General features: G+C 66.4%; 20 protein-coding genes. 12 read left to right on the top strand and 8 right to left on the bottom strand.

Translation table 11 applies throughout. From position 1 onward, the window contains the following. Positions 1 to 61: 61 nt before the first annotated feature. From QX051_RS08815 to QX051_RS08825, 3 genes are all read right to left on the bottom strand, one after another. A complete protein-coding gene (locus tag QX051_RS08815; RefSeq protein ID WP_315735510.1) occupies positions 62 to 778 on the bottom strand; it encodes a polysaccharide biosynthesis/export family protein in 717 nt (238 codons plus the stop codon). 182 nt (positions 779 to 960) lie between these two features. After that, complete coding sequence (msrA, locus tag QX051_RS08820; protein WP_315735512.1) at positions 961 to 1,617, bottom strand: peptide-methionine (S)-S-oxide reductase MsrA; 657 nt, start codon at positions 1,615 to 1,617, stop codon at positions 961 to 963. Between the two features lie 184 nt (positions 1,618 to 1,801). Then, positions 1,802 to 2,119 (bottom strand): hypothetical protein, encoded by a 318-nt coding sequence (locus QX051_RS08825; protein ID WP_315715027.1) that lies wholly within the window; start codon positions 2,117 to 2,119, stop codon positions 1,802 to 1,804. 358 nt (positions 2,120 to 2,477) lie between these two features. Between QX051_RS08825 and rpsT the strand changes: the two genes are divergently transcribed. Continuing rightward, the gene (rpsT, locus tag QX051_RS08830) at positions 2,478 to 2,744 is read left to right on the top strand and encodes a 30S ribosomal protein S20 (protein ID WP_315715026.1); all 267 of its coding nucleotides are present in this window, start codon (positions 2,478 to 2,480) and stop codon (positions 2,742 to 2,744) included. Positions 2,745 to 3,283: 539 nt separating this feature from the next. Here the strand turns inward: rpsT and QX051_RS08835 are convergent. Next, the gene (locus tag QX051_RS08835; protein WP_315758097.1) at positions 3,284 to 3,604 is read right to left on the bottom strand and encodes a hypothetical protein; all 321 of its coding nucleotides are present in this window, start codon (positions 3,602 to 3,604) and stop codon (positions 3,284 to 3,286) included. Positions 3,605 to 4,093: 489 nt separating this feature from the next. Here QX051_RS08835 and dnaA point away from each other — a divergent pair, with 489 nt between their 5' ends. The 8 genes from dnaA (at position 4,094) to QX051_RS08875 (ending at position 15,825) form a co-directional block, all read left to right on the top strand. After that, positions 4,094 to 5,533, top strand: coding sequence for a chromosomal replication initiator protein DnaA (gene dnaA, locus QX051_RS08840; RefSeq protein ID WP_315735520.1), 1,440 nt, complete (start codon positions 4,094 to 4,096; stop codon positions 5,531 to 5,533). Positions 5,534 to 5,856: 323 nt separating this feature from the next. After that, the gene (gene dnaN / locus QX051_RS08845) at positions 5,857 to 6,975 is read left to right on the top strand and encodes a DNA polymerase III subunit beta (RefSeq protein WP_315775786.1); all 1,119 of its coding nucleotides are present in this window, start codon (positions 5,857 to 5,859) and stop codon (positions 6,973 to 6,975) included. A gap of 69 nt (positions 6,976 to 7,044) precedes the next feature. After that, complete coding sequence (locus QX051_RS08850) at positions 7,045 to 7,332, top strand: GIY-YIG nuclease family protein (RefSeq protein ID WP_315775787.1); 288 nt, start codon at positions 7,045 to 7,047, stop codon at positions 7,330 to 7,332. A 62-nt stretch (positions 7,333 to 7,394) separates the two neighbouring features. After that, positions 7,395 to 8,531 carry a DNA replication/repair protein RecF gene (recF, locus tag QX051_RS08855; RefSeq protein WP_315775788.1) on the top strand — a complete coding sequence of 379 codons (1,137 nt, stop codon included), beginning with the start codon at positions 7,395 to 7,397 and terminating at the stop codon, positions 8,529 to 8,531. A gap of 541 nt (positions 8,532 to 9,072) precedes the next feature. Continuing rightward, entirely contained in the window at positions 9,073 to 11,508 is a 2,436-nt protein-coding gene (gene gyrB, locus QX051_RS08860; protein ID WP_315775789.1) for a DNA topoisomerase (ATP-hydrolyzing) subunit B, read from the top strand. Between the two features lie 173 nt (positions 11,509 to 11,681). Next, positions 11,682 to 12,977, top strand: a complete 1,296-nt coding sequence (murA, locus tag QX051_RS08865) for a UDP-N-acetylglucosamine 1-carboxyvinyltransferase (protein WP_315715017.1) — start codon at positions 11,682 to 11,684, stop codon at positions 12,975 to 12,977. Between the two features lie 179 nt (positions 12,978 to 13,156). Next, positions 13,157 to 13,636 (top strand): DUF2867 domain-containing protein, encoded by a 480-nt coding sequence (locus QX051_RS08870; protein ID WP_315775790.1) that lies wholly within the window; start codon positions 13,157 to 13,159, stop codon positions 13,634 to 13,636. An 803-nt stretch (positions 13,637 to 14,439) separates the two neighbouring features. Next, a complete protein-coding gene (locus QX051_RS08875; RefSeq protein WP_315775791.1) occupies positions 14,440 to 15,825 on the top strand; it encodes an MATE family efflux transporter in 1,386 nt (461 codons plus the stop codon). Positions 15,826 to 15,830: 5 nt separating this feature from the next. Here QX051_RS08875 and QX051_RS08880 read toward each other — a convergent pair whose 3' ends face one another. Further along, the gene (locus QX051_RS08880) at positions 15,831 to 16,973 is read right to left on the bottom strand and encodes an FUSC family protein (RefSeq protein WP_315775792.1); all 1,143 of its coding nucleotides are present in this window, start codon (positions 16,971 to 16,973) and stop codon (positions 15,831 to 15,833) included. Positions 16,974 to 17,094: 121 nt separating this feature from the next. Here QX051_RS08880 and QX051_RS08885 point away from each other — a divergent pair, with 121 nt between their 5' ends. After that, positions 17,095 to 18,465, top strand: coding sequence for an MmgE/PrpD family protein (locus QX051_RS08885; RefSeq protein ID WP_315775793.1), 1,371 nt, complete (start codon positions 17,095 to 17,097; stop codon positions 18,463 to 18,465). Between the two features lie 8 nt (positions 18,466 to 18,473). On the opposite strand, the gene QX051_RS08890 is transcribed toward QX051_RS08885, so the two are convergent. Both QX051_RS08890 and QX051_RS08895 read right to left on the bottom strand, forming a co-directional pair. Beyond that, complete coding sequence (locus QX051_RS08890) at positions 18,474 to 19,874, bottom strand: serine hydrolase (protein WP_315775794.1); 1,401 nt, start codon at positions 19,872 to 19,874, stop codon at positions 18,474 to 18,476. 141 nt (positions 19,875 to 20,015) lie between these two features. Then, positions 20,016 to 21,092: a helix-turn-helix domain-containing protein gene (locus QX051_RS08895; protein WP_315775866.1), complete on the bottom strand. Its 1,077-nt coding sequence runs from the start codon at positions 21,090 to 21,092 to the stop codon at positions 20,016 to 20,018. A 140-nt stretch (positions 21,093 to 21,232) separates the two neighbouring features. Between QX051_RS08895 and QX051_RS08900 the strand changes: the two genes are divergently transcribed. Further along, entirely contained in the window at positions 21,233 to 22,150 is a 918-nt protein-coding gene (locus QX051_RS08900; RefSeq protein WP_315775795.1) for a pirin family protein, read from the top strand. A gap of 42 nt (positions 22,151 to 22,192) precedes the next feature. Next, positions 22,193 to 23,107 (top strand): phosphoribosylaminoimidazolesuccinocarboxamide synthase, encoded by a 915-nt coding sequence (locus QX051_RS08905; RefSeq protein WP_315775796.1) that lies wholly within the window; start codon positions 22,193 to 22,195, stop codon positions 23,105 to 23,107. A 1,149-nt stretch (positions 23,108 to 24,256) separates the two neighbouring features. Here the strand turns inward: QX051_RS08905 and QX051_RS08910 are convergent. After that, positions 24,257 to 24,934 (bottom strand): nitroreductase, encoded by a 678-nt coding sequence (locus QX051_RS08910; RefSeq protein ID WP_315775797.1) that lies wholly within the window; start codon positions 24,932 to 24,934, stop codon positions 24,257 to 24,259. Between the last annotated feature and the right edge of the window lie 10 nt (positions 24,935 to 24,944).

Consider the following 24,944-nt stretch of genomic DNA (forward strand, 5'->3'; position numbering starts at 1 on the left):
GAGGGGGGCGCATCGTTCTGCGCCACGCGTCATCGCGAGCGTGCAGCGATTCCTATGGAGGTCAGAACCAGCGCTCGCCGACCTGGATGGTGTCGCCCGGCTTGAGCGAGGTCCCGAGCGGCACCTCGTAGCGCGCGGCGCCGGAGGCATCGGTGTGGGTCAGGGTGACGACGTCGCGCCGCGCCCGCGGCGAGAAGCCGCCGGCAATCGCGATCGCGCTCTCGACCGTCATGTTGGGAACGTAAGGATACTGGCCGGGCGCCTGCACCTCGCCGAGGATGAAGAACGGGCGATAGGCTTCGATCTCGACCGCCACCGAGGGCTCGCGGATGTAGCCGTTGCGCAGCTTGGCGGTGATCTCGGCGGCGAGGCCGGCGGTGGTGCGGCCGCGCGCCGGCACGCTGCCGATCAGCGGCATCGTGATCGATCCGGACGCATCAATCGCATAGGTGTTGGTCAGACCCTCCTGGCCGTAGACGACGACGCGCAGCTTGTCGCCGGCATCGAGATGATAGGCGGAGTCGCGGCGCGTCGGCGCATAGCCGGCGGGAACGACATAGGCGTCTGCGCGGGTGGCGGCAGCGAACGAGTTGCGCAATGTAGGGATCGCTCCACCCTGCCCGGTGGCGGCAACCGGGCCAGTGGAAGGCGTTCCATAGGCCATCGCGTCGAGATCGCTCTGCGGCTGGACGGCAGCGACGGGGGAGATCGTCTGCATGCAGCCCGACAACAGGATCGCGGACAGGACGGTAATGACCGGAACAAACAACGCGCGCACTCGAACAATCCTTGAATGAGGATGTGCGCTAGTCATGCGCGGTTAAGGTTAACAAACCGTTGGCGCGTGTAGTCCCCCCGTCGCAAACGGGCCGCGGTGAAAGCGGCCCGGAAAAAAATCCACCTCCCACGGCGTGGGAGAGGGATCCGATGTTCACGGTGATCGGGCGCGCTCGGCCCGGCCTATGCGCTCACGCCGACACCGATCGGGCACGCGACGCCAGTGCCGCCGAGGCCGCAATATCCGGCCGGATTCTTGGCCAGGTACTGCTGGTGATAATCCTCGGCGAAATAGAACGGCCCCGCCGGGACGATCTCGGTCGTAATCGCTCCGAGCCCCTTGGCGCGCAGCGCCGACTCGTAGGCCGCCTTCGACGCCTCGGCCGCCTCGCGCTGCGCGTCGCTGAACGTGTAGATCGCTGAGCGATATTGCGTGCCGACGTCGTTGCCCTGACGCATGCCCTGGGTCGGGTCGTGGCTCTCCCAGAACGTCTTCAAGAGGCGCTCGTAGGACATGATCTTGGGATCGAACACCACCAGCACGACCTCAGTATGCGCCGTCTGCCCCGAGCACACCTCCTCGTAGGTCGGGTTCGGCGTATGGCCTCCGGCATAGCCGACGGCGGTGACGTGGATGCCGTCACCGAGCTGCCAGAACTTGCGCTCCGCGCCCCAGAAGCAGCCGAGCCCGAACACGGCCTGCTCGAGGCCGTCCGGATAGGGCGGCAACAGGCGGCGACCGTTGACGAAATGCGTCGCGGCGGTCGGGATCGGCAGGGCGCGGCCGGGCAGCGCCTCGGCGGCAGACGGCATGGCAGGGGCTTTGCGCATGAAGAACATGGGATGTCTCCGCTCATGGCCAGCGCCCGCGGGACGGCCCACGGCGCGATGACCTCTTGTCAGGGGAATATATAGGGCTCTACGGGACGAGCAGTAGCGCCGTTACGCCGCGCCGGCGGTTCCCGCGTCACGCTCCGAGCAGAATCCAGTACTGTTGCCGGCGCGGCGAGACGAACCGCCGCGCTCAGTCGCGCCCATAGCCGATCAGCGGCTTGCGCGGCCGGAACAGCAGCATCAGCAGGATTCCGAGCAGGCCAAGCACCGCAAACACCGGCTGGTCCAAAAACACCTTGACGATCCACTCCCACAAGAACGGGGCCTTGGCCTCGATCCAGGCCTTGAAGGCGGCTTGGCTCGCCTGGTGGACGTCGTTCCAGAGCTGGCCGAACCGGGTGAACTGCAGGGTCTGGTCGGCCACCCAGCGCGCGCCGTCATAGACCAGGAAGATGAAGCTTCCGGCCAGCAGCAACAGCCCCACCAGACGGAAAAAACCGCGGATCATGCCTCACCTGCCCTCTCTCGCACGCCCTCTCGGGCAGCAAGGCCATAGCGGGGGCCCCGCAGAAATTCAACCTCGTCAGGGGCTTAGAACCGGGTTTTGGCCGATTCCAGCCGCGGCGGGGCGCTCCGAGACCGTTGACGCTCGCCAGGGCTGCCCCTATAAGGTCGCCAATGGCGGTGGGCGCAATCCCGCCGCCGCTGTTCTTTGAGCAGCGCCGATCCGCCGAGCAACTGCTCCGGTCATGGCATTCTCAGAGAGGCGTCCGAACAACCCACCGCGTCGATGGGGCCGCGTCAAGCGGGCCGCGCGCGTACCCGCAAGAGCGGCGACTGCTCGCCGCCGAAGGATATTTGAGAGCATGGCCAACACGACTTCCGCGAAGAAAGCGACGCGCAAGATTGCCCGCCGCACCATCATCAACAAGTCGCGCCGCACCCAGATGCGCGGCGCGGTTCGCTCCGTCGAGGACGCGATCAAGAAGGGCGATCGCGACGCCGCGCTGAAGGCGATGGCCAATGCCGAGCCGCAGCTGATGCGCGCCGCACAGCGCAACATCATTCACAAGAACAACGCGAGCCGCAAAGTGTCGCGCCTCACGCATCAGATCGCCAAGCTCGCGAAGTGACGCGATCGCGCGGCTGACGAACTATCAAGATGCAAACAGCCCGGCTCGCGCCGGGCTTTTCTTTTGTGCCATTTTCAATTGCGCGTTCCGCTGTCGCGCATCCCTCCATCGCTCGCCGCGCCTTCTCCATTTGATGGTCACATCTTGATGGTGATATCGCATCGCGAATACGATCTTCGCGCGTGGTGGAACCCGCGCGATATCGTGCGCGCCTGACACAGGTTCCGTCGGAACTACGTGAAGTTCCGTATTTTTACGCAGTGACAATATTGTCTCATCTGAAACAGCTGCGAATCTGCGCGCCGCGCTTGCGCATCGCTGTCAAGAGCGCGCAATGCGCCGCTCACTTTGCGCACCGCGCACTGCGGGAGTTACCCGCTTCGAGCAATCGCGAAAAACATCGTTTCGAAAATGACTTAAGTGCATAGCGCGACCAAGTGATTGGAAAAGCGGGTGAGGCCGGTCGAAACATAAAAAAATTATGAAGAAATTTTGGGCAGACGATGTTGTTTGTCACATCCGAGATTCCTCGCGATGATTCAAAACGTTGCTTTCTTAACGCGCAACACCGCGTCGCAACCGCCGCGAAGACTCGTAACGCGTGCTCCGATCTTATGGATTGCGAGTCCCGACGCATCGTGTATTTCTTTAATCACTCGCGGCGCCCACGATCTTGAGACCAGCGCGGTTTTAGAAACGGGGCGGACGTGCAAATCGGCGGCGGTGTGCGCGTTGGCGACGCTTTCCAAAGCGATGGCCGGATCTGTACCCATAGCAATATGGGGAACGACTGAACTTTGTCGAAATTTCTCGGGCGCAGCATCATCGTTGCGCCGCTTTGAACAAGAGAGATACGACATCGGTCGACCCGGCTGAAGCTCGTGGCGGCTTCGCTCACCGAGTGGACAAGTTGGACGGGATGTACGGCGGTGCGGCTGAATCTTGGGGTTCAGGCGCGGCGGCATTGGGATGACAACTTGCCGTGAGCAATCACGGCAGGGCGGGGAGGTTGCATGTTTTACGGACACATTGCGGGCACACACCATAGGCTGGTTCCGGATAACGCACCCTTGGCGGTCAACACTGAAGTGATCGACATCTCCAGCCCGGCCATTGCCAGCACGGCGATCGGCCCTCCGGCGTCCATCGCGCATCTGAGTATGCGCTGACCTCGCGGAGAAGCTTCTTCCACCAGCATTGATGGCCCGACGGCGTCCGCGCCGAACGGCGAGCCATGTCTGGAGTTGAGCCTCCGCTCGAGGTCTCGCTGCGGCACACGTGTCCTTTCACGGGACGTCTGCCCGGCGATCACACGACACCACCACTCAATTCGAAAAGTTGCGACTGCCATGACAAATTCGGAACAGGATCGCTGGTCTCGCGTGAAGGGGCGGCTGCGCTCGACCGTCGGCGAGGACGTCTATACGAGCTGGTTTGCCCGCATGGACCTCGAGGCCGTTCAGAACGAAAGCGTCCATCTGTCGGTGCCGACGCGTTTCCTGAAGAGCTGGATCCAGGCGCATTATGCCGAGCGCGTGCTGTCGTGCTGGCAGGCCGAGATGCCGGAGGTGCACCGCATCGATCTGTCCGTTCGCACCGCAATGCGCTGCGCGACGCCGGTCAAGGAAGCCCCCGTCGCCGTCGAAGCCCGCCGGGCCGAGCGTAACGACAACCGGCCGGCGACGAGCGCCGACACGCGAACTGCGTCGGCTGCGGCTTCGCTCGCCACGAGCCATGACGCGCTCGGCGGCTCGCCGCTCGATCCGCGGCTGACCTTCGCGAGCTTCGTCGTCGGCCGCGCCAACACGCTGGCCCATGCCGCAGCGCGCCAGGTCGCCGACGGCCGCCGCGGCGATCCCGTGATGTTCAACCCGCTCTACATCCATGCCGGCGTCGGGCTGGGCAAGACGCATCTGCTGCAGGCGGTCACCTGGGCCGGCAACGCCGGCGGCGAGCGCAAGGTGCTGTACCTGACCGCCGAGAAATTCATGTACGGCTTCGTCGCGGCGCTGAAATCGCAGACCGCCCTGGCCTTCAAGGAAGCGCTGCGCGGCATCGACGTGCTCGTGATCGACGACCTGCAGTTTCTGCAGGGAAAATCGACCCAGGCCGAGTTCTGCCACACGCTGAACGCGCTGATCGATGCGGGACGACAGGTCGTCATCGCAGCCGACCGGCCGCCGTCCGACCTCGAAAGCCTCGATGATCGCGTCCGCTCGCGGCTTGCCGGCGGCCTCGTCGTGGAGATGGGCTCGCTCGGCGAGGATCTGCGCCTCGGCATTCTCAAGTCGCGCGTCGCCGCGGCCCGCGCGCATCATGCGAGCTTCGACGTGCCGGAGCCGGTGCTCGACTATCTCGCCCGCTCCATCACCCATAACGGCCGCGATCTCGAAGGCGCGATCAACCGCCTGCTGGCGCATTCCAAGCTCAACAACCAGCCGGTCACGCTCGACATGGCCGAGCGCGAGGTGCGCGACCTGGTGCGGCCGCAGGAACCGAAGCGCATCAAGATCGAGGACATCCAGCGCGTCGTGGCGCGGCAATACAACGTCAGCCGCTCCGACCTGTTGTCGTCGCGCCGCACCGCCAACGTGGTGCGTCCGCGCCAGGTCGCGATGTACCTCGCCAAGACGCTGACCCTGCGCTCGCTGCCCGAGATCGGCCGCCGCTTCGGTGGACGCGATCACACCACCGTGCTGCATGCGGTGCGCAAGATCGAAGCGCTGGTCGGCAAGGACATCGCGCTGAACGACGAGGTCGAGTCGCTCAAGCGCCAGTTGCAGGACTAGACGGCACGCACGGCCAGGGGAGCGGACAGAAGGTTCGCCCCCAGCCGGGCCGTTGTCCCGGCCCTTCGACGCTGTCCTCGGACGTCATGCTCGGACGTCGTTCTCGGACCCGGCCTGCGGATCGCGGAAGCACCTGCCGAAACGTGGGAAATCGGCCCGCCATCCCTTGCGCTCGGGCCTCATCCGCGCCACTTTACGCCTCCCCCTCACGCTCCTGGACGCTGGCCAAGCGCCGTTCGGGCGCGAGGTGCCATCGGCCGCGGCGCTGTTCAGCCCGCCGGCATTCCAGGACAAGCTCAGTTGGAACGGGCGGGTATAGTGCAATGAAGGTGACCGTCGAACGCGCACAGCTCCTGAAGTCGCTGGGCCACGTCCATCGTGTGGTCGAGCGGCGCAACACCATCCCGATCCTGGGTAACGTGCTGGTCCGCGCCGAGAATGCCCGGCTGTCGCTGCGCGCGACCGATCTCGATCTCGAAGTGACGGAAACCCTGGCCGCCGAGACTGCCACCGCGGGCTCAACCACCGTTCCGGCGCACATGTTCTACGACATCGTCCGCAAGCTGCCGGACGGCTCGCAGATCGTGCTGGAGAGCGACGGCGAGCGCGCAGTGCTCGCGATCCGCGCCGGCCGTTCCAAGTTCACCTTGCAGACCCTGCCGGAGAGCGACTTCCCGGATCTCGCCGCGGGCGACATGACACATGCGTTCGGGGTTCCCGCCAAGGACGTCAAGAGCCTGATCGACCGCACGCAGTTCGCGATCTCCACCGAGGAGACGCGCTATTACCTGAACGGCATCTATCTGCACGCCGGCGGCACCACCAAGCAACCGACCCTGCGCGCCGTCGCCACCGACGGCCACCGCCTCGCCCAGGTCGACCTGCCCCAGCCTGCCGGCGCCGCCGAGATGCCGGGCGTGATCGTGCCGCGCAAGACCGTGGGCGAGGTGCAGCGGCTGATCGAGGACAATGACAGCGAGATCAGGATCGAGCTGTCGCAGGGCAAGATCCGGTTCACGCTGGGACAGGTGGTGCTGACCTCGAAGCTGATCGACGGCACCTTCCCGGATTACGGCCGCGTCATTCCGCAGAACAACGACAAGGAGCTGGTCGTTGACAAGGCCGATTTCGCCGCCGCCGTCGACCGCGTCTCCACCATTTCCTCCGAGCGCGGCCGCGCCGTGAAGCTCGCGCTCTCCCCCGGCAAGCTGGTGCTCTCCGTCACCAACCCGGATTCCGGCAGCGCGACCGAAGAGCTCGAGGTCGAGTACGCCTCGGACGCGCTCGATATCGGCTTCAACTCGCGCTATCTGCTCGACATCGCCGCGCAGATCGAGGGCGAGGTCGCCGTGCTCCGGCTCGCCGATCCGGGCTCGCCGACCCTGATCCAGGACCGCGACAACCGCAACGCGCTGTATGTGCTGATGCCGATGCGGGTGTGAGGCGAGACTGCTGCGAGATCGAGTTTAACCCGTCATGGCCGGGCTTGACCCGGCCATCCATCCTTACAAATGGCCTACTGGGTTTACATTCTCGCGAGCAAGCCGGGCGGCACGCTGTATGTCGGCGTGACCAATGATCTCGTCCGGCGCGTCTATGAGCACCGCGAAGGTCTCGCAGAGAGCTTTACGCGCCGCTATGGCATCAAGCGCCTCGTCTACTTCGAGACGCATGAAACAATCGCGGCGGCGCTGCAGCGTGAGAAGAATATCGAGCACTGGTCGCGTGAATGGAAGATCGACCTGATCGTCGCGAGCAATCCTGACTGGCGCGATCTATATGATGAAATAGTCCGCTGACGCGGACGATGGATTGCCGGGTCAAGCCCGGCAATGACGAATCAAGGTCCCAGCTCCTCCCGATGACCCCCTCCCGCATCAACCGCCTCGCGCTGACGCATTTCCGCAGCTATCGCGCTGCCAGCGTGAGCGTGCAGGCGGACATGGTCGCGCTGGTCGGGGCCAACGGCGCCGGCAAGACCAATTGCCTGGAGGCGATCTCGTTCTTCGCGCCGGGCCGCGGCCTGCGCCGTGCCACCCTGGAGGACGTCGCCGACAACCAGGGCGACGGGTCGTGGGCGGTCTCGGCGGAGGTCGAGGGCGCGCTGGGGCTGACGACCTTCGGCACCGGCATCGAGCCGCCGCGCAACGATGCGAACACCACGCGCCGCTGCCGCATCGACCGCGAGCCGGTCGGCTCGGCGGCCGCCTTCGGCGACCACATTCGCATGGTGTGGCTGACGCCGGCGATGGACGGCCTGTTCATGGGCGCGGCATCGGAGCGACGGCGCTTCTTCGACCGCCTGGTGCTGGCGATCGACAGCGCGCATTCGAGCCGGGTGTCGGCGCTGGAGCGCTCGTTGCGCTCGCGCAACCGGCTGCTCGAGGTGCGCAATTTCGACGACCATTGGTGTGACGCCATCGAGCGCGAGACTGCGGAGCTCGCGGTCGCCGTCGCTGCCAGCCGCGGCCAGACCGCGGTGAAGCTCGCTGCGATGCTGCGTCAGCGCGGTGCTGCCTCCGCGTTCCCGTCCGCCGAGATTGCGCTCGACGGCTGGATGGAGAATGCGCTGCTGACCGAACCCGCGCTCGCGGTGGAGGACCGCTATCGCGCTGTCCTGCGCGACAATCGCGCGCGCGATGCCGCCGCCGGCCGCACGCTCGACGGCCCGCATCTCACCGATCTCCATGTCGTCTATGCGCCGAAGAACATGCCGGCGCGCGACGCGTCGACCGGCGAGCAGAAGGCGCTGCTGATCGGTCTCATCCTTGCGCATGCGACGCTCGTGGCCGAGACCACCGGCATCGTGCCGATGCTGCTGCTGGACGAGATCGTGGCCCATCTCGATCCCGGCCGCCGCACCGCTTTGTTCGCCGAGCTGGGCACGCTCGGTGCCCAGGTATGGCTGACCGGCGCCGATCCCGCGGCGTTTGCCGAACTACGCGAGCTCGGCGAGATCTTCGACGTCGAGGCGGGGCGGATCAGCGCGCGGCGGTAACTCGCTCCGCCGCTGAACCTGTCAGTTCGCCGGTTCAAGGAGCTGTCGTTGGACGGCAGGCACCTGCCGGCGCCCAAGCGCTCGGCGACGAGCCCCACATCCCTGCCGAGAGCCAGAGCGATGCCCGTGCTCGGCAAGGTCGGCGACTGAAGATCGCCCGGCGGCCCGCCGTGAGCGACACGCTGGAGCTCGCCGCCGGCGTGCCTCGGGCCTGATGGTTGGCCCGGGTGGCACCGCCCTGCCGCTCCCGCTCTACTGAGGAGGCGCCTGCCGCGGCACACGTGACTCGTTCCCTGAATCGCACGCGAAAGCGCCCCGCTGCACGCCTCAAAACCAGCCGCGAGAAGGGCCTGAATCCGGCTTTCGGAGGGGACGAAAACGACCCTCGCCAGGCCTTGAAAAACCGTTAAAAAGCGCTATCTCTTCAATGTCTTACGAAGTACCACTTTGCGCTAGGCGCGTGGCTTCTTTCGTGAGAGAAAGAGCGCTCTCGGCATGCGATCTGCGATGCCGATTCGACCACCCCTTCCGAAGGCCCCACATGACCGAACCCGCCCGGCAAACCATCGCCGACAACGAGCCTGCAACCGCGAACGAGTACGGCGCAGAATCGATCCGGGTGTTGAAGGGCCTGGATGCCGTGCGCAAGCGCCCGGGCATGTATATCGGCGATACCGATGACGGCTCCGGCCTGCATCACATGGTCTACGAGGTCGTCGACAACGCGATCGACGAGGCGCTGGCCGGTCACGCCACTGCGGTCGAGGTGGTGCTCAATCCGGACAATTCGGTCACCGTACGCGACGACGGCCGCGGCATTCCGGTCGACATTCACAAGGGCGAAGGTGTGTCCGCCGCCGAGGTCATCATGACCCAGCTGCACGCCGGCGGAAAGTTCGACCAGAACTCCTACAAGGTGTCCGGCGGTCTACATGGCGTCGGCGTCTCCGTGGTCAACGCGCTGTCGAGCAAGCTGCAGCTTCGGGTCTGGCGCGACAACAAGGAGCATCTCATCGAGTTCGCCCATGGCGACGCGATTGCGCCGCTGAAGGTGGTCGGCGAGGCCAAGGGCAAGCGCGGCACCGAGGTGACGTTCCTCGCCTCGACGGAGACGTTCAAGAACGTCGAATACGACTACGCCACGCTCGAGCATCGCCTGCGCGAGCTCGCCTTCCTCAATTCCGGCGTCAACATCGTGCTCTCCGACATGCGCCACGCGGTCGAGAAGCGCGAAGAGATGCGCTACGACGGCGGCGTCGAGGAGTTCGTCAAATATCTCGACCGCAACAAGAAAGCGATCGTCCCGGCACCGATCATGGTGCGCTCGGAGGTCAACGGCATCACCGTGGAAGCGGCGCTGTGGTGGAACGACAGCTATCATGAGAACGTGCTGTGCTTCACCAACAACATTCCGCAGCGTGACGGCGGCACGCATCTCGCCGGTTTCCGCGGCGCGCTGACGCGCCAGGTCAACGGCTACGCCGAGGCCAATGCGAAGAAGGAAAAGATCGCGCTGACCGGCGACGACTGTCGCGAGGGTCTCACCGCCGTTCTTTCCGTGAAGGTGCCGGATCCGAAATTCTCGTCGCAGACCAAGGACAAGCTGGTGTCCTCGGAGGTGCGGCCCGTGGTCGAGAACGTGTTGAACGAGGCGCTCGCCGCCTGGTTCGAGGAGCATCCGGGCGAGGCCAAGACGATCGTCGGCAAGGTGATCCAGGCCGCGGCGGCACGCGAGGCCGCGCGCAAGGCGCGCGAGCTGACCCGCAAGAGCCCGCTCAGCGTCTCCTCGCTGCCCGGCAAGCTCGCCGACTGCCAGGAGAAGGATCCGGCCAAGTCGGAGCTGTTCATCGTCGAGGGCGACTCGGCCGGCGGCAGCGCCAAGCAGGGCCGCAACCGCGAGTTCCAGGCGGTGCTGCCGTTGCGCGGCAAGATCCTCAATGTCGAACGCGTGCGTCCGGACAAGATGCTGTCGAGCGAGCAGATCGGCACGCTGATCACCGCGCTCGGAACCGGCATCAGCGACGATTTCTCGATCGACAAGCTGCGCTATCACAAGATCATCGTGATGACGGACGCCGACGTCGACGGCGCCCACATCCGCACGCTGCTGCTCACCTTCTTCTACCGGCAGATGCGCGAGATCATCGATCGCGGCCACCTCTACATCGCGCAGCCGCCGCTCTACAAAGTGACGCGCGGCAAGTCCGAGCAGTATTTGAAGGACGAGCGCGCGCTCGAGGACTACCTGATCGGCACCGGCCTTGACGATTGCGTGTTCAAGACGGCGGAAGGCGAGGAGCGCAAGGGCCGCGACCTCCTGGCGCTGGTCGAGGAAGCGCGTCTCGTCCGCAACATCCTGCGCAACCTGCACACGCGCTACGACCGCAAGGTCGTCGAGCAGGCCGCGATCGCCGGCGTCCTGCGCCCCGACATCACCCGCGATATCCCGACGGCGGACGCCGCGGCCGCCTACATCGCAAAACGGCTCGACGTGCTGGCCGACGAGGTCGAGCGCGGCTGGATCGGCCACTTCGTCGAGGGCCAGGGCTTCACCTTCGAGCGCACCGTGCGGGGCGTCAAGGACGTCGCAGTCATCGACGACGCATTGCTCGCGTCCGTCGATGCCCGCAAGCTGGACGAATATGCGGCCCGCCTGCAGGAGGCCTATGCGAAGCCCGGCGCCTTGCGCCGTGGCGACGTCCAGACCGTGATCCATGGCCCGGTCGATTTGTTCGAGGCGGTCACCGATGCCGGCCGCAAGGGCATCAACATGCAGCGTTACAAGGGCCTCGGCGAGATGAACCCGCAACAGCTCTGGGAGACCACGCTCGACACCGACGCGCGCACCCTGCTGCAGGTGAAGGTCAAGGAGGTCGACGAGGCCGACGACATCTTCACCAAGCTGATGGGCGACGTGGTCGAGCCGCGCCGCGAGTTCATCCAGGACAACTCGCTTTCGGCGAACGTGGACGTGTAGTCGCGACGTCCAGCCCGAGGATACCGCGCACTGGCGCGATAGACGACCAGGCGTACCCTGAGTCCGCGGAGCAGTGGCCTGCCCGTCCCTTCCGTGTTAATTCCGTTGAAGATCGATGTTCCGCTTTCGCCGGTCCCCGGGCGAATCACCATCTCAGAACGGACTTTTCGCGCATGGCGCCCATTCAATACATCGTCGAGGGGGGTCACCGGCTCAAGGGCGCGATCGAGCCGTCCGGCAACAAGAACGCCGCCCTGCCTATCATCGCCGCCGCGCTGCTGACCGAGCATCCGGTCACGCTCGACAACGTGCCGCGCATCCGCGACACCGAGACGCTGGTCGAGCTGGTGCGCTCGGTCGGCGCCTCCGCCGAATGGCGCGGCCGGAACAGGCTCACGATCCATGCCAAGGAGATCCGCGCCGCGGACCTCGATCCGGACCTCTGCGCGCGCATCCGCGCGTCGATCCTGCTGGCAGGGCCCCTGCTCGCCCGCTGCGGCGAAGTGGCGCTGCCGCCGCCAGGCGGCGACGTCATCGGCCGGCGCCGCCTCGACACCCATTTCCTCGCCTTCGAGCAGCTCGGCGCCACCGTCACCGCAACCGACAAGATCGAGCTGCGCGCCTCCGGCCTGAAGGGCGCCGACGTCTTCCTCGACGAGCCCAGTGTCACCGCGACGGAGAACGCGTTGGTGGCCGCGGTGGCCGCCCACGGCACGACTTACTTGCGCAACGCCGCCTCCGAGCCGCACGTGCAGGACCTTGCGCATTTCCTGGTGGCGCTCGGGGCCAACATCGAGGGCATCGGCACCAACACGATGGTGATTCATGGCGCCAGCACGCTCGGCCAGGCGAGCTACTCGATCCAGCCCGATCACATCGAGGTCGGCTCGCTGATCGGCCTTGCCGCCGTGACGCGCTCTCCCTTACGCATCGTGCGCGCCGGCACCGAGCATCTACGCTCGATCCGCATGGGTTTCGAGCGGCTCGGCATCGTCTGCGAGGTTGCCGGCGACGATCTCATCGTGCCCTCGGAGCAGACGCTGCGGATCAAGGACGATTTCGGCGGCCACGTGCCGAAGCTGGAGGACCAGCCCTGGCCGGCCTTTCCCGCCGACCTGATGTCGATCGCACTCGTCACCGCCACGCAATGCGAGGGCGTGATCCTGATGTTCGAGAAGATGTTCGAGTCGCGGATGTTCTTCGTCGACAAGCTGATCTCGATGGGCGCGCGCATCGTGCTGTGCGACCCGCACCGTGCCATCGTCGCCGGCCCCAGCCGGCTGCGCGGCGCCCGCGTCGTCTCCCCCGACATCCGCGCCGGCATGGCCATGCTGCTGGCCGCGCTGTGCGCCGAGGGGACCTCGTATATCGACAATGCCGACCAGATCGAGCGCGGCTACGAGCGCATCGACGAGCGGCTGAACGCGCTCGGCGCCAAGATCACGCGCGTGCCGGAACGCGGGCGGTAGCGCCATTCACGCAGCATTTCTCCGACGTCGTTGCGAGCGAGGCGCGAAGCGAAGCAATGACGAATGACCGGCCGTAGCGCTATGCCATTCGCGCGCTGGCTTCGCGAACATGAGCGTGCGATGATGCTCCGCATCGCGCACAGCGCGGGCACAACCGTGACATGTGAGGCTCACTGCACATGGCCATCAGCGAGATCACTCCCAACATCGACCGTACCAGATGGCTCGCGGGCGCGGAGTTCGCCGATGCCTTTCGCATCACGATTGACGAGCCGGACATCGATGCCCGCACGGCGGCCGAGCGCATGCTCGGCCACGCGCCCTGGTGGATGGCGGCGCTCCTGAAGCTCCGCAACCTGCTGGTCAGGCCCTTCGGTCTGAAGACCTCGGGCGCGGACCCAGACAACCCACGTCCTCTGATCGGGATGTTTCCGGTCGTCGACGAAACGCCGGCACGGCTCGTGCTCGGCTTCGACGACAAGCATCTGGACTTTCGCGTCCTGGTCGACGTCTCCTCTCATCGCGCAACGTCGCAGGTGACAGCGACCACTTTGGTGCAGACCCACAACGTTCTCGGCCGCGTCTATCTCACCGTCATCAAGCCGTTTCACCGCCTCGTCGTGAAAGCGATGCTCCGGCAGGTCGCAACGGCCGCCTGATTCCGCGCAAGCGTTTCACTCACTTCCCGCCGCCATTGCGAGGGCACAGCGAAGCAATCCGGAGCTCCGCGGAGGCAATCTGACTGGCCTCGCTGCGCTCGCAATGACGGTGAACACATCGAACTGCGGAGCTATCAGCCAAGCCGCGATTTCACTATTCACGCCTTTCCGAATTTTACGCTTGCTTTTATTCCGAAAGTCAGAAATACTGCGGCCATCCCGTCCTCATGAGAGGGGCGCTTCGCGATCGTCACGGACGTTGAGGGTGGGATGCGATGGATGCGGCGGCTCACAGCGCGCACTTGAGGTTTCCTCGAGGCTGGCGCGTGGACGAAGGAGCGGCCGTGTACGGCGAAATCGTATGGTCCTGGCCTCCCGACGCTGAGGTCAAGCCGGCGGGCGATCCGCAAGGTGACGGGGGCAAACAAGCTCGGTCCCCGGGGAGAGTACGTATAAGCCGTTCCAACCATAGCGCAGGGAAGGCCGGATGTGCGGCCCACCTGTGGTGACTGCCGCCTGCTTATCTTTTGCAGGCGGGCCATGGGTGTGGTCAAGCACCCGGCCTTCCCTGCCCCTCTTCCTGTTCGAGGGGAGCAAATCGAGCATCACCCGGGCGCGCCGTGCCGCGGGAACGTGTGTGGCCGTCCGATCCGATCTGGTTCGGCACGAGAGCAGTCCGCGATGGCCGACGTCGCGAACCCAAGCTCCAACGATGATGTTGCCGCGACGCTCGCATCTCGCACGGCCCATGACGACGACGGCGTGATGTGCACGACACTGCGGGGACTGCTATAGCCTCGATCATGACCTCCACAGCCGGAACCGACCACGCGCCGCCGCCGGCGGCGCCGACACCTTCTCTCGCGCTCGAACTCTGGGAGACGGTCCGCCTCGCCGCGCCGATGGCGCTGACGCAGCTGTCGCAGATCGCGATGATGTCGACCGATCTCGCCTTCATCGGCCGTCTCGGCGGCGATGCCGTTGCAGCGGCCGCGTTAGCGGGCACCGTCTACTTCGTCGGCTCGACCTTCGGCATGGGTCTGATGTCCGCGGTGGCGCCGCTCGCCGCGCAGGCGTTCGGCGCGGCCGATGCCGGGCTGGTCCGGCGCGCGCTGCGCGTCGGGCTGTGGGCCGGGCTGTTCATCGCGTTGCCGATCATGCTGATCGCGCTGAACGGCGAGGTCATCCTGCTCGCACTCGGACAGGCGCCGGGCGTGGCGCATCTCGCGCAGGACTATCTGGCCGGCCTCGCCTGGGGCATTGCGCCGATGCTGTGGTTCCTGGCGCTGCGCAGCTTCATGGGCGCCGTCAACCGCCCTGAGCCGGTGCTTTGGATCACCTTGGCCGCGATCCCGCTCAACGCGCTGCTGGTCTATCCGCTGCTCTATGGCCACTGGGGTTTTCCGCAGCTCGGCCTGGCCGGCGTCGGCCTCGCCACCTCGACCGTCAACCTGGGAACGTTTCTTGCCGGTCTGTGGTTCGCCGCGTTGCGCCCGCCGTTCCGCGACTATCATGTCCTGGCCGGGCTCGGGCGCATCGACTGGCGGCTGATGCGGCAGCTCCTGATCATCGGCGCTCCGATCTCGCTGTCGTTCCTGCTCGAATATGGCTTGTTCTCGGCGGCGGCGATCCTGATGGGACTGATCAGCACGGCCGCTCTCGCCGCGCATCAGATTGCACTGCAGATCACGGCGATCCTGTTCATGGTGCCGTTCGGCATCAGCATGGCCGCGACGGTGCGCGTCGGTCATGCGGCCGGCCGCAACGATGCGCACGGTGTGCGCCGCGCCGGCCTGATGGCGATGCTGCTCGGCCTCGTCCTTGCCATGCTGTTCACGCTCGGCATCATCCTTGCGCGGTTCGAGATCGTGCAGCTGTTTCTTGGCGCCGGCCTCGCCGATGCCGCGGCGACTGCGGCACTCGCCGCCACGCTGCTCCTGGTCGGCACGACCTTCTTCATCACCGATGCGCTGCAAACCATCGCGGTCGGCGCGCTGCGCGGCATCAAGGACACGCGCGTGCCGCTGCTGCTCGCCGTGCTCGGCTATTGGCTGATCGGCTTTCCCGCATCCTACGTGCTTGGCCTGCACACCAAGCTCGGCGCGATCGGAATCTGGATCGGGCTGTCGATCGGCACCGCCATCTATGCGGCCCTGCTGGTGCTGCGCTTCCTGCGGTTGTCGCGATGAGGAGATCAGGCCCCCGCTGTATCCGGCGTCTCGTCGCGCTCCGGTCGATGCGGCTTCCCGGTCGACGCTCCCGCCCATTCGGCAACGACGCGCTCGAGGTCGATCAGGTTCTGGCGCATCTGCTCCAGCGAGAAGCCGAGTGCGAAGAAGCGCTCGGCGGCGTCACCCGGCAGGCCCCGCGTGAGACCGTCGCTGCGGACGGCGGCGACCTCTTCCGCATAGGCCTTCACCGCGACGTGGATCGGCCAGATCGGCGGCGGACCGGAGCCGTTGCGGATGGCCGCGGCACAGCCGCGCAGATAGCTCGCGATGGCATCGCTGACGCGCGACACCGGTCCCGACAAGCGCGCCTGCAGCTCGGATGGCAGCGGCACCACGCTGGCACGGCCGATCATCACGACGTCGTGGCGCAGGCGCAGGATCGTCCGCAGCAGCGGGCCGGTATCGGCGCCGGAGGACAGCCGCGCCGAGCGCTCGCGCTCGGCCTCGGCGCCGGTCGCGTTCAACTCGGTCAGGGCGGTGCCGATGCCGTCCTGAATCCGATGCAGCGCGTCGTTGTCGCGGCCGCGCGACAGGCCGGCCAGCAGCTCGGTGAAGGCGGCTGCGATCAGTTCGAGCAGACGCCCCGCCGCGGCACGCATCTGCACATGCGCGCGCGACGGCAACACGATGAACGATACGGCGAGGCCGGTCAGCGCGCCGACCGCGACCTCGAACACGCGGTCGATCGCCGAGCCGAGCGGATCGAGATGGCCCATCGTCGGCACCAGCAGCACGATGACCGCCGTCACGGTGGCGGCGTTGAGGCTGGGATTGATCGCGGCGACGAAAGCGAGCGGCGTCACCGCCAGGATCAGCATGCCGAGCAGTTGCAGCTCGCCCGAATGCGGGATGAAGACCGTGATGGCGCCGCCATAGATGGCACCGCCGATGGTACCGAACATGTAGTCGCGCGTTGCCTTCAGCGAGCGCCCCACGCTGCCTTGCGTCACGATCAACGACGTCAGCACCGCCCACAGCGGCAGCTTCAATTGAAAAGCCGTGGCGATGGCGAAGGCAAGCGTCGCCGCCACCGTGCCGCGAACCGCCAGCGACATCGGCGCCTTGCGGGCGCGCAACCGGCCAAACAGCCGCTTCAAGGACATCATCAGTCGCTCACCTCGAACAGCACCAGCGCGATCCCGGCATGGCAGCTCCCCACCCGGCCGAACCGGCTTGAAAGGCGGAATCGGCTTGCCTACGGTCATTGCAACGATGCGAGGAAACACGATGGCCCAGGAAACCGCAACGCTCGCCGCCTATGTCGCGGAGCTGAAATATGACGATATCCCGCCCGAGGTGCTCGACCGCGCCAAGGTGCTGACGCTCGACTTCCTCGGCAGCGCCATCCGGGCCCGGCGCGAGGCGGAATCGACGCCGTCCATCGTCAAGATGCTGGCGGCGCTGAAGCTCGATGCGGCGGGCGAGGCGACCGTATTCGGCGACGACAGAACCTGGACGCCGGCGGTGGCGGCGCTGCTCAACGGAACGATGGGCCATTCGCTCGATTTCGACGATACCCACGCCGATTCCTCGCTGCATCCGAGCGCGCCGGTGGTGCCGGCCGCGTTCGCCGTCGGCGAGCTGGTCGGCGCGTCCGGCCGCGAGGTGCTGACCGCGATCGTCGCCGGTTACGAGGTGTGCTGCCGGCTCGGCAACGCGCTCGATCCGACCTCGCATTATGCCCGCGGCTTCCACCCGACGGCGACCGCCGGCACCTATGGCGCGGCTGCCGCTGCCGGCAAGCTGTTCGGCCTGTCGGAGCAGCAGTTGATCTACGCCTTCGGCGTGTCCGGCAGCCAGGCCGCGGGCTCGCTGCAGTTTCTCGTCAACGGCGCCTGGAACAAGCGCTATCAGGTCGGCGCGTCGGCGATGAACGGCGTGATCGCGGCGACGCTCGCCAAGAACGACTTCGTCGGCGCGATCGAATCCGTCGAGGGCAAGCACGGTCTTCTGGTCGGCTACACCGACGCGCCGCATCACGACAAGGCCGTCGCCGGGCTCGGCTTCACCTATGAGACGATGAAGATCGGCGTGAAGCCGTATCCGAGCTGCCGCTATACCCATGCAGCGATCGACGCCATCATCGCGCTGCGCCGCGAGCACAATCTGACTCCGGACCAGGTCAAGCGCGTCGAGGTCGGCCTGCATCGCAACGGCATCACCCTGACGGGCGATGCCGCCACCAAGCGCCATCCGACCTCGATCGTCGGCGGCCAGTTCTCGATGTTCTTCACCGGCGCGCTGGCGCTCGACCAGGGCCGCTTCGGCTGGGACGACTACGTCAGGCTGGGTGACATCGCGATCAATGCGCTCGCCGACAAGTTCGACGTGGTGCAGGACGACAGGCTGGAGGTCGGCCGCAGCCATCCGTTCGGCGCGCGCGTCACCATCACCACGGAAGACGGCGTGCACGAGCGGCTGCACGACGATCCCTCGGGCGAGCCGACCTCGTTCCCCTCGGCGCAGGCGATGAGCGACAAGTTTCTGACGCTCGCCCGGCCGGTGCTGAGCAACCGCGCGCAGAGCTTCGCCGATGCGATCCTGTCGCTGGAGCGGTTCGAACGTGTCGCGCAGGCCACCGCGCTGGGGAGAGCGTAGCGCATGCGTCATTCCCCATGGGTCGCCGCGATCACGTCGCTCACGAGCTGCGCCACGCCGTCGGCCTCCGGCGGCCAGTTCACGGTGCGCCCGAAACGCGCAATGACGAGACGCTCGGAGGGGATGACGATGACATATTGGCCGAGCGTGCCCTTGGCGAAGAACGCGTCGCGCGGCCAGCCATGGGAGCTGCGGTAGTTGGCGCCAAAGCTGTCGCCACTGTTGGTCCAGAAGCCGGCGCCGAGGCCGACGAACGCGCCGGGTGTCGGCGCGCTGACATACGCGACCCAGCCGGCGGGCAGGATGCGGCGGCCAGCCACGACGCCGTCGTCGAGATACAGCTGGCCGAGTCGCGCCCAGTCGCGCGCCGACGCCAGCATCTGGCTCGATCCGTCCGGCGTGCCGGCGGCGTCGAACTCGAGCGTGACGCTGGTCATGCCGAGCGGATCGAGCAGCTCGCGATGCGCAAAGCGCAGCACGTCCGCGGCGCTGCCGCCGGCGGCATCGCGGATGAGATGGGAAAGGATGATGGTGTTGCCATCGTGATAGTTCCAGGCCGCGCCCGGCGTGGTTTCGAGCTGGATGGACTCGGCATAGGCGGCGCGGTCGGGCTCGACGAACTTCATGCGGTTGACCGGCTCGAGCGCCGACACCAACGAGGCCTGCAGCGAGCTGCCGAGCGCGAGCCCGGCGGTGTGGCGCAGGAGGTGATCGACGGTGATGGCATGGCGCGGATCGCTCTCGTTCTGCCACGCCGCGACCGGCGCGGGCGCATGCAGCGCGAGCTTGCCCTGGCGGACGAGAATGCCGATCAAGGTCGCGGTCATCGACTTGGTCGCGGAGAAGCCGAGCAGCGGCGTGTCGACCGCAAAGCCCGGCGCGTAGCGTTCGGCGATGACCTTGCCGTCCTTCATCACCACGACGGCATGGGTGCGCCGGAACGGCGGCACCTCCGGCTCGGCAAAGGCGCGATCGAGCGCCGCAGTCAGCGCCGGTGTCACCGGCGCCACGCCGTGCGGCAGAGCGGTGCCGGGCAGCAAGGCCGGCTGGGACGGCCGGATGGCCGGCCAGTCCAGACTCTCGCCATGATCCATATGGCAGCCGAGCCCGTCGCGAAACACTGCACGGCTGCGGCCGAGCCCGAGTAGGGTCACGGTGACATCCTTGGCCGCGCGATCGACGCGGACATCCATCGCCCAGCTCAGCAGGCCGGCGCCGGGCATCGCGGCCCGCGTCTCGGAGAGCGTGCGGTCCGGGTCGAGACCGGAGACGAAGGTCTCCGAGCACAGCACGCTGGCGATGAAGCCTGTCGCCACCTGGGGCACGTCGCGCGCCCGGGCGGCGCCCAAAGCGAGGGCGGTCAGGGCGACGGTCGAAACGAGGACGGGCAGCAGGCGGCGGCGGGTCATGGAAAGCTCCGGCAAGTGGACCGGCGGGACGACACCGCAAGCGCAGCCCCGCCGCTCGCCGATTTCGAAACGCGCACTTGCCGAAACCCACAACAACCTCGCCGATTTCGGAATTCCTCCGCGATTTCAATGCCGAAAACATCACGCCGCCGACAGCCTCATGCGCCGGTATTCGGTGGGCGTCACCCCGGTCACCGCCTTGAAGGCGCGGTTGAACGGGCCGAGCGACTGGAACCCGGCGTCCATCGCGATGGTGATCACGGGCACCTCGGCCTGGGCGGGATCGGCCAGCGCGGCCTTGGCCTCCTCGATGCGGTGGGCGTTGAGGAAGGTATTGAAATTGCGGTAGCCGAGCTCGCCATTGATCAGCCGCCGCAGCCGGTATTCAGGAATGGAGAGCCGCGTCGCCAGCATGCCGATGGTGACGTTCTCCTGGCGGTAGATCCGCTCGTCCGCCATCAGCCGCATCAGTGCGTCGACCAGCTTGCGGTTGGCCGCCGTCTCCGCCCCTGGGACGACCACGGTAGCCGCTGCCACGCTCGGCGTCTCGACCTGCGGGGTCTCCGGCGCGAGCACGTCGCCGGCACCGACCTTGAGCAGCATCAACGCAACGGCGCCGACCACGCCCAAGAACATCGCCGCATTGATGACATTGGCGAGCTCCGACGGCCCGCTGCCGGCGGACGCGATCTGCAGCAGCGCGTTGACGCCGCCGTAGGCCATCGCCGCGATGACGACGAAGGCGCGGATGCGCCGCCGCCCCTCGACGAGATCCGCCGCCCAGGAACGGATGGTCTGCGCCAAGGTCAGGCCAAGGAAGCCGAGAGCCAGCACATTATTGGCGACGATCACGAGCCGTCCATGTCCGGCAGGCCCCAGCACGAGACAGCTCAGCAGGCTGAAGCCGAACACCGCGAGCCAGATCAGGCCGTGCAGCCAACGCAACGCAAAGCCGTCGTCGAACAGCGCGCGGCAGAACAGCCAGAGCACGACGATATCGGCGGTCGCCAGCGCAATCAGCGGCGCGGAAGCGAGCGATGGCGCAGCCGTGCCGCCGATGTTGAAGGTCGCGGCATGCGCGGCCGAGCCCAGCGCCAGCGCGATCGCGAGCCGGCCGCGCCATTGCCTGCCGAGATCGCGTCCCAGCGCGACGGCGAGCACGGCCAGCAGCGCGATGGCGGCGGCGCGAAGCGCGAGATCGAGGCTTTCGAGCGTCATCGTCATGGGTCCGTTGTCAGCGCCGGAACTCTAGGCCGGAGCTTCGCTTCGTTCAAATCGCGCCGCCACCGCGACCTCCTGCCCTGCCGTCGCCTCAGCAAAGCTGCTAAGCTCGCGCGACCGCATTGCAGGAGCGCCCCATGAGCTGGCAGCCATCGATCGATCCCGAGTTCGGCGATCCCACCTCCTGCGATGCGCTGGAGCACGTCATCGTGCCGCGCACCCGCGATCTCGGCGACGGCTTCGCCGTGCGGCGCGCGCTGCCGCATGGCCAGCGGCAGATGGTCGGCCCGTTCATCTTCTTCGATCATTTCGGCCCGGTGCAGTTCGTCTCCGGCAAAGGCATGGACGTGCGGCCGCACCCGCATATCGGCCTCGCCACCGTCACCTATCTGTTCGACGGCTCCATCATGCATCGCGACAGCGAGGGCAACGTGCGGGAGATCCAGCCCGGCGCGATGAACCTGATGACGGCGGGCCGCGGCATCGCCCATTCCGAGCGCACGCCCGACCTGCAGCGGCAGAACGGGCAGAAGATGCTGGGCCTGCAGAGCTGGATCGCGCTGCCGGTCGAATCCGAAGAGATCGCGCCGAGCTTCCAGCATTATGCGGCCGACGCGCTGCCGACGGTCAGCGACACCGGCTTCTCCGCGCGCATCATCGCCGGCCGCGCGTTCGGCGCGGCCTCGCCGGTGACGATGGTCTCGCCCTGGTTCTATGTCGAGGTCACCGCGCAGGCCGGCACGGTCGTGCCGCTCGATCCCGACCACGAGGAGCGCGCGATCTATATCGTCGACGGCGAGGTCGAGATCGCGCGCGAACGCCACGAAGGACCGCGGCTGCTGGTCTTCCGCCCTGGAGACGCCATCAGCGTGCGCACGGTCAAGCCGACCCGGATGATGTTCCTCGGCGGCGACGCGCTGGAAGGGCCGCGCCACGTGTGGTGGAATTTCGTCTCCTCCAGCAAGGAACGCATCGAGCAGGCCAAGCAGGATTGGAAAACCGGCCGCTTCGCCGCCGTTCCCCAGGAGCACGAGTTCATTCCGCTGCCGGAATAGGCTATTGAGAGCGCAACGCTCCCGTTTCGAAAGCCCCGCACGATGACCACGCTCCTCACCAGCAATCTGCCGCTCCCGGAAATCGGCCGCGGCAAGGTCCGCGACATCTATGCCGTCGGTGACGACCGCGTGCTGCTGCTCACCACCGACCGCATCTCCGCCTTCGACGTGGTGATGAACGAAACCATCCCGATGAAGGGCGCGGTGCTGACGCAGATCTCGGCGTACTGGTTCAATGCGCTCGAAGGCGTCGTGCATCACCACATGATCTCGGCCGATACCGATGAGATCATCGACCAAGTGCCTGAGCTCAAGCCGCACCGGCAGGAGATTCTCGGGCGGGCGATGCTGTGCAAGCGCACCAATGTGTTCCCGATCGAATGCGTGATCCGCGGCTATCTCTCCGGCTCGGCGTGGAAGGAATACGCGGCGAGCGGCACGCTCGCCGGCGAGCAGCTGCCTGCGGGCCTGGTCGAGAGTCAGAAGCTGGAGCCCGCGATCTTCAGTCCGGCGACCAAGGCCGAGACCGGCCATGACGAGAACATCACGATCGCGCGGATGCGCGAGGTGGTCGGCGACGAGACGGCCTACACGCTGGAGAGCATGACGCGCGCGGTCTATACGCTCGGCGAGGCGCTCGCCCGCGAACAGGGCATCATCATCGCCGACACAAAATTCGAGTTCGGCCGCGACAAGGACGGCCACATCATCCTGATCGACGAGGTGATGACGCCGGACTCGTCGCGCTTCTGGGCGGTCGACGCCTATCAGCCGGGCCAGCCGCAGCCGAGCTTCGACAAGCAGCCGCTGCGCGACTATCTCGACGCCGAGCGCAAGGCCGGCCGCTGGAACGGCGAGGCCCCGCCGCCGCCTTTGCCGCAGAGCGTGGTGGATGCCACCAGCCAGCGCTATCTCGAAGCGTTCCGGCGGGTGACGGGAAGCGAGCTGAAGATCTGAGGATCGCAGGTTCACGCGTCGACGTTCGCGCTTGGGTTTGAGCTATCTCGTAGGAGCTCATAACTAACAGAGTGCTTCGGGGACCCCCACCCCCGCCCCCTCCCCGCAAGGGGGAGGGGCCAATCCGCGGCCGCGTTCTTCGCTGACACGAAACTTCTCCGCTCTTCTGCGAGTGAATTTGGCGAGAGGCTCGCTCTCTCTTCTCCCCTCCCCCTTGCGGGGAGGGGTCGGGGGTGGGGGGGACCACTCGACGAGACCATCATGATGCGCACAGACGCATCAACACGTCCCGCGGCGCCATCGCGCCCGAGTTGATCGCATCAAGACCCTCGAAAATGCCGAGGGCGCAGGGAAGGCCGGGAGCTGGCTGCCCCCATGGCCCGCCTGCTCAAAAAAATGCAGGCGGCAGGTACCACAGGTTCAGCCGAGACATCCCGGCCCTCCCTGCGCGATGGGCTTAACGGCTGCTCCGTACTCTCCCCGGGGACCGGCTTGTTTGCCCCCGTCGCCCGCCACGACGCACGAACGTCATCGCGAACTTGGCGCCAGCATCGGGGCGCCAGGACCACACGGCTTGACCGTCCGCGCGCTGCCGTTCGTCAGCGCAAGAGCGCCTGACAGGCACGCGGCCACCGCTCCCGCCTCTACGTATCGTGACGACGCGTACGTCCCTCTGCATGAGGACGGGATGCGCGGACAAGAGCACGACTTCGGAAAAATAGCAACAACAAAATCCTGCAAGAGGAATTCGACGTCAAATTTTTCGATAGCTGACGCAAGACGTGTGCTCCTCGCCTCGATCGGCAGCGCCGAATGACGCCCTGACTAGGTTCTTTTTTGGCCGGAGTTTCTTCTGCTAGATCTCTTTGACGCGGAGCGGCACGACCATATCGGCCGAATGACCTCGTCCGGGCCAGTTTCCCCAGACGACTTCCGCGCGGAATGTCCGCCCGCGACAGTGCACGGTCAGAACCTCTCCGACGATCGGCGCGATACCTTCGCAATAATTTTCATCGCGACGGAGCTCCTTCTCGGTAACGAGCTCTCCAGACTTGAGAAGTATCCGTCTGATCCAATAAGGCATCTGTGATTTTTCGAGCTATCGAAGCCACGACGTCTGTTGTTCCCTGCGGTCCCCGAGGTGCCCGTCTAGTCCTCGAACCCCACGAACACCGTCGCTTCCTTCACCGGCTTCCGCTCCGACACTACGGCATTGGCCGGGAAATCATGATCCGGCCAGCCGAGCGCGATGCTCTTCATGATGACCTGATCGTCGGCGATGCCGGCGTGCTCGCGGACCACGGGCGATTGCATGATGCCCTGGCTGTTGATGACGGCGCCGAGGCCGCGCGACCAGGCGGCGTTGACCAGCGCATTGGTGACGGCGCCGCAGTCGAACGGCGTGTCGTCGCTGCCATCGAGCGCACGATCATAGGTGACGATGATGCAGACCGGTGCGTCGAACTGGCGGAAGCCGCGCAGCACCCAGTCCTGTCGCTTGTCCTTGTCGTCGCGCGCGATGCCCATGGCGGAGAACAACTGCTTGGCGACCTGCACCTGGCGCTCGCGATGCGCGCCCGCGAAGGGCTGGCCGATACGGAATTCACGCGACTGCGGGACGCCGGCGACCATCCGCTCGGTGTTGCCGGCGCGGATGCGGTTCAGCGGCTCGCCTGTGATGACGTAGAAATTCCAGGGCTGGCTGTTCATCGACGACGGCGCGCGCATCGCCAGAGCAATGATTTCCTCGATCAGCGCCCGCGGCACCGGATCGGGCTTGTAGCCGCGGATGCTGCGGCGGCCGAGGATGACGTCGTCGAACTGCATGTGTGTGATA

This window comes from Bradyrhizobium sp. SZCCHNR1053, from assembly GCF_032381235.1.
Lineage (GTDB): Bacteria > Pseudomonadota > Alphaproteobacteria > Rhizobiales > Xanthobacteraceae > Bradyrhizobium.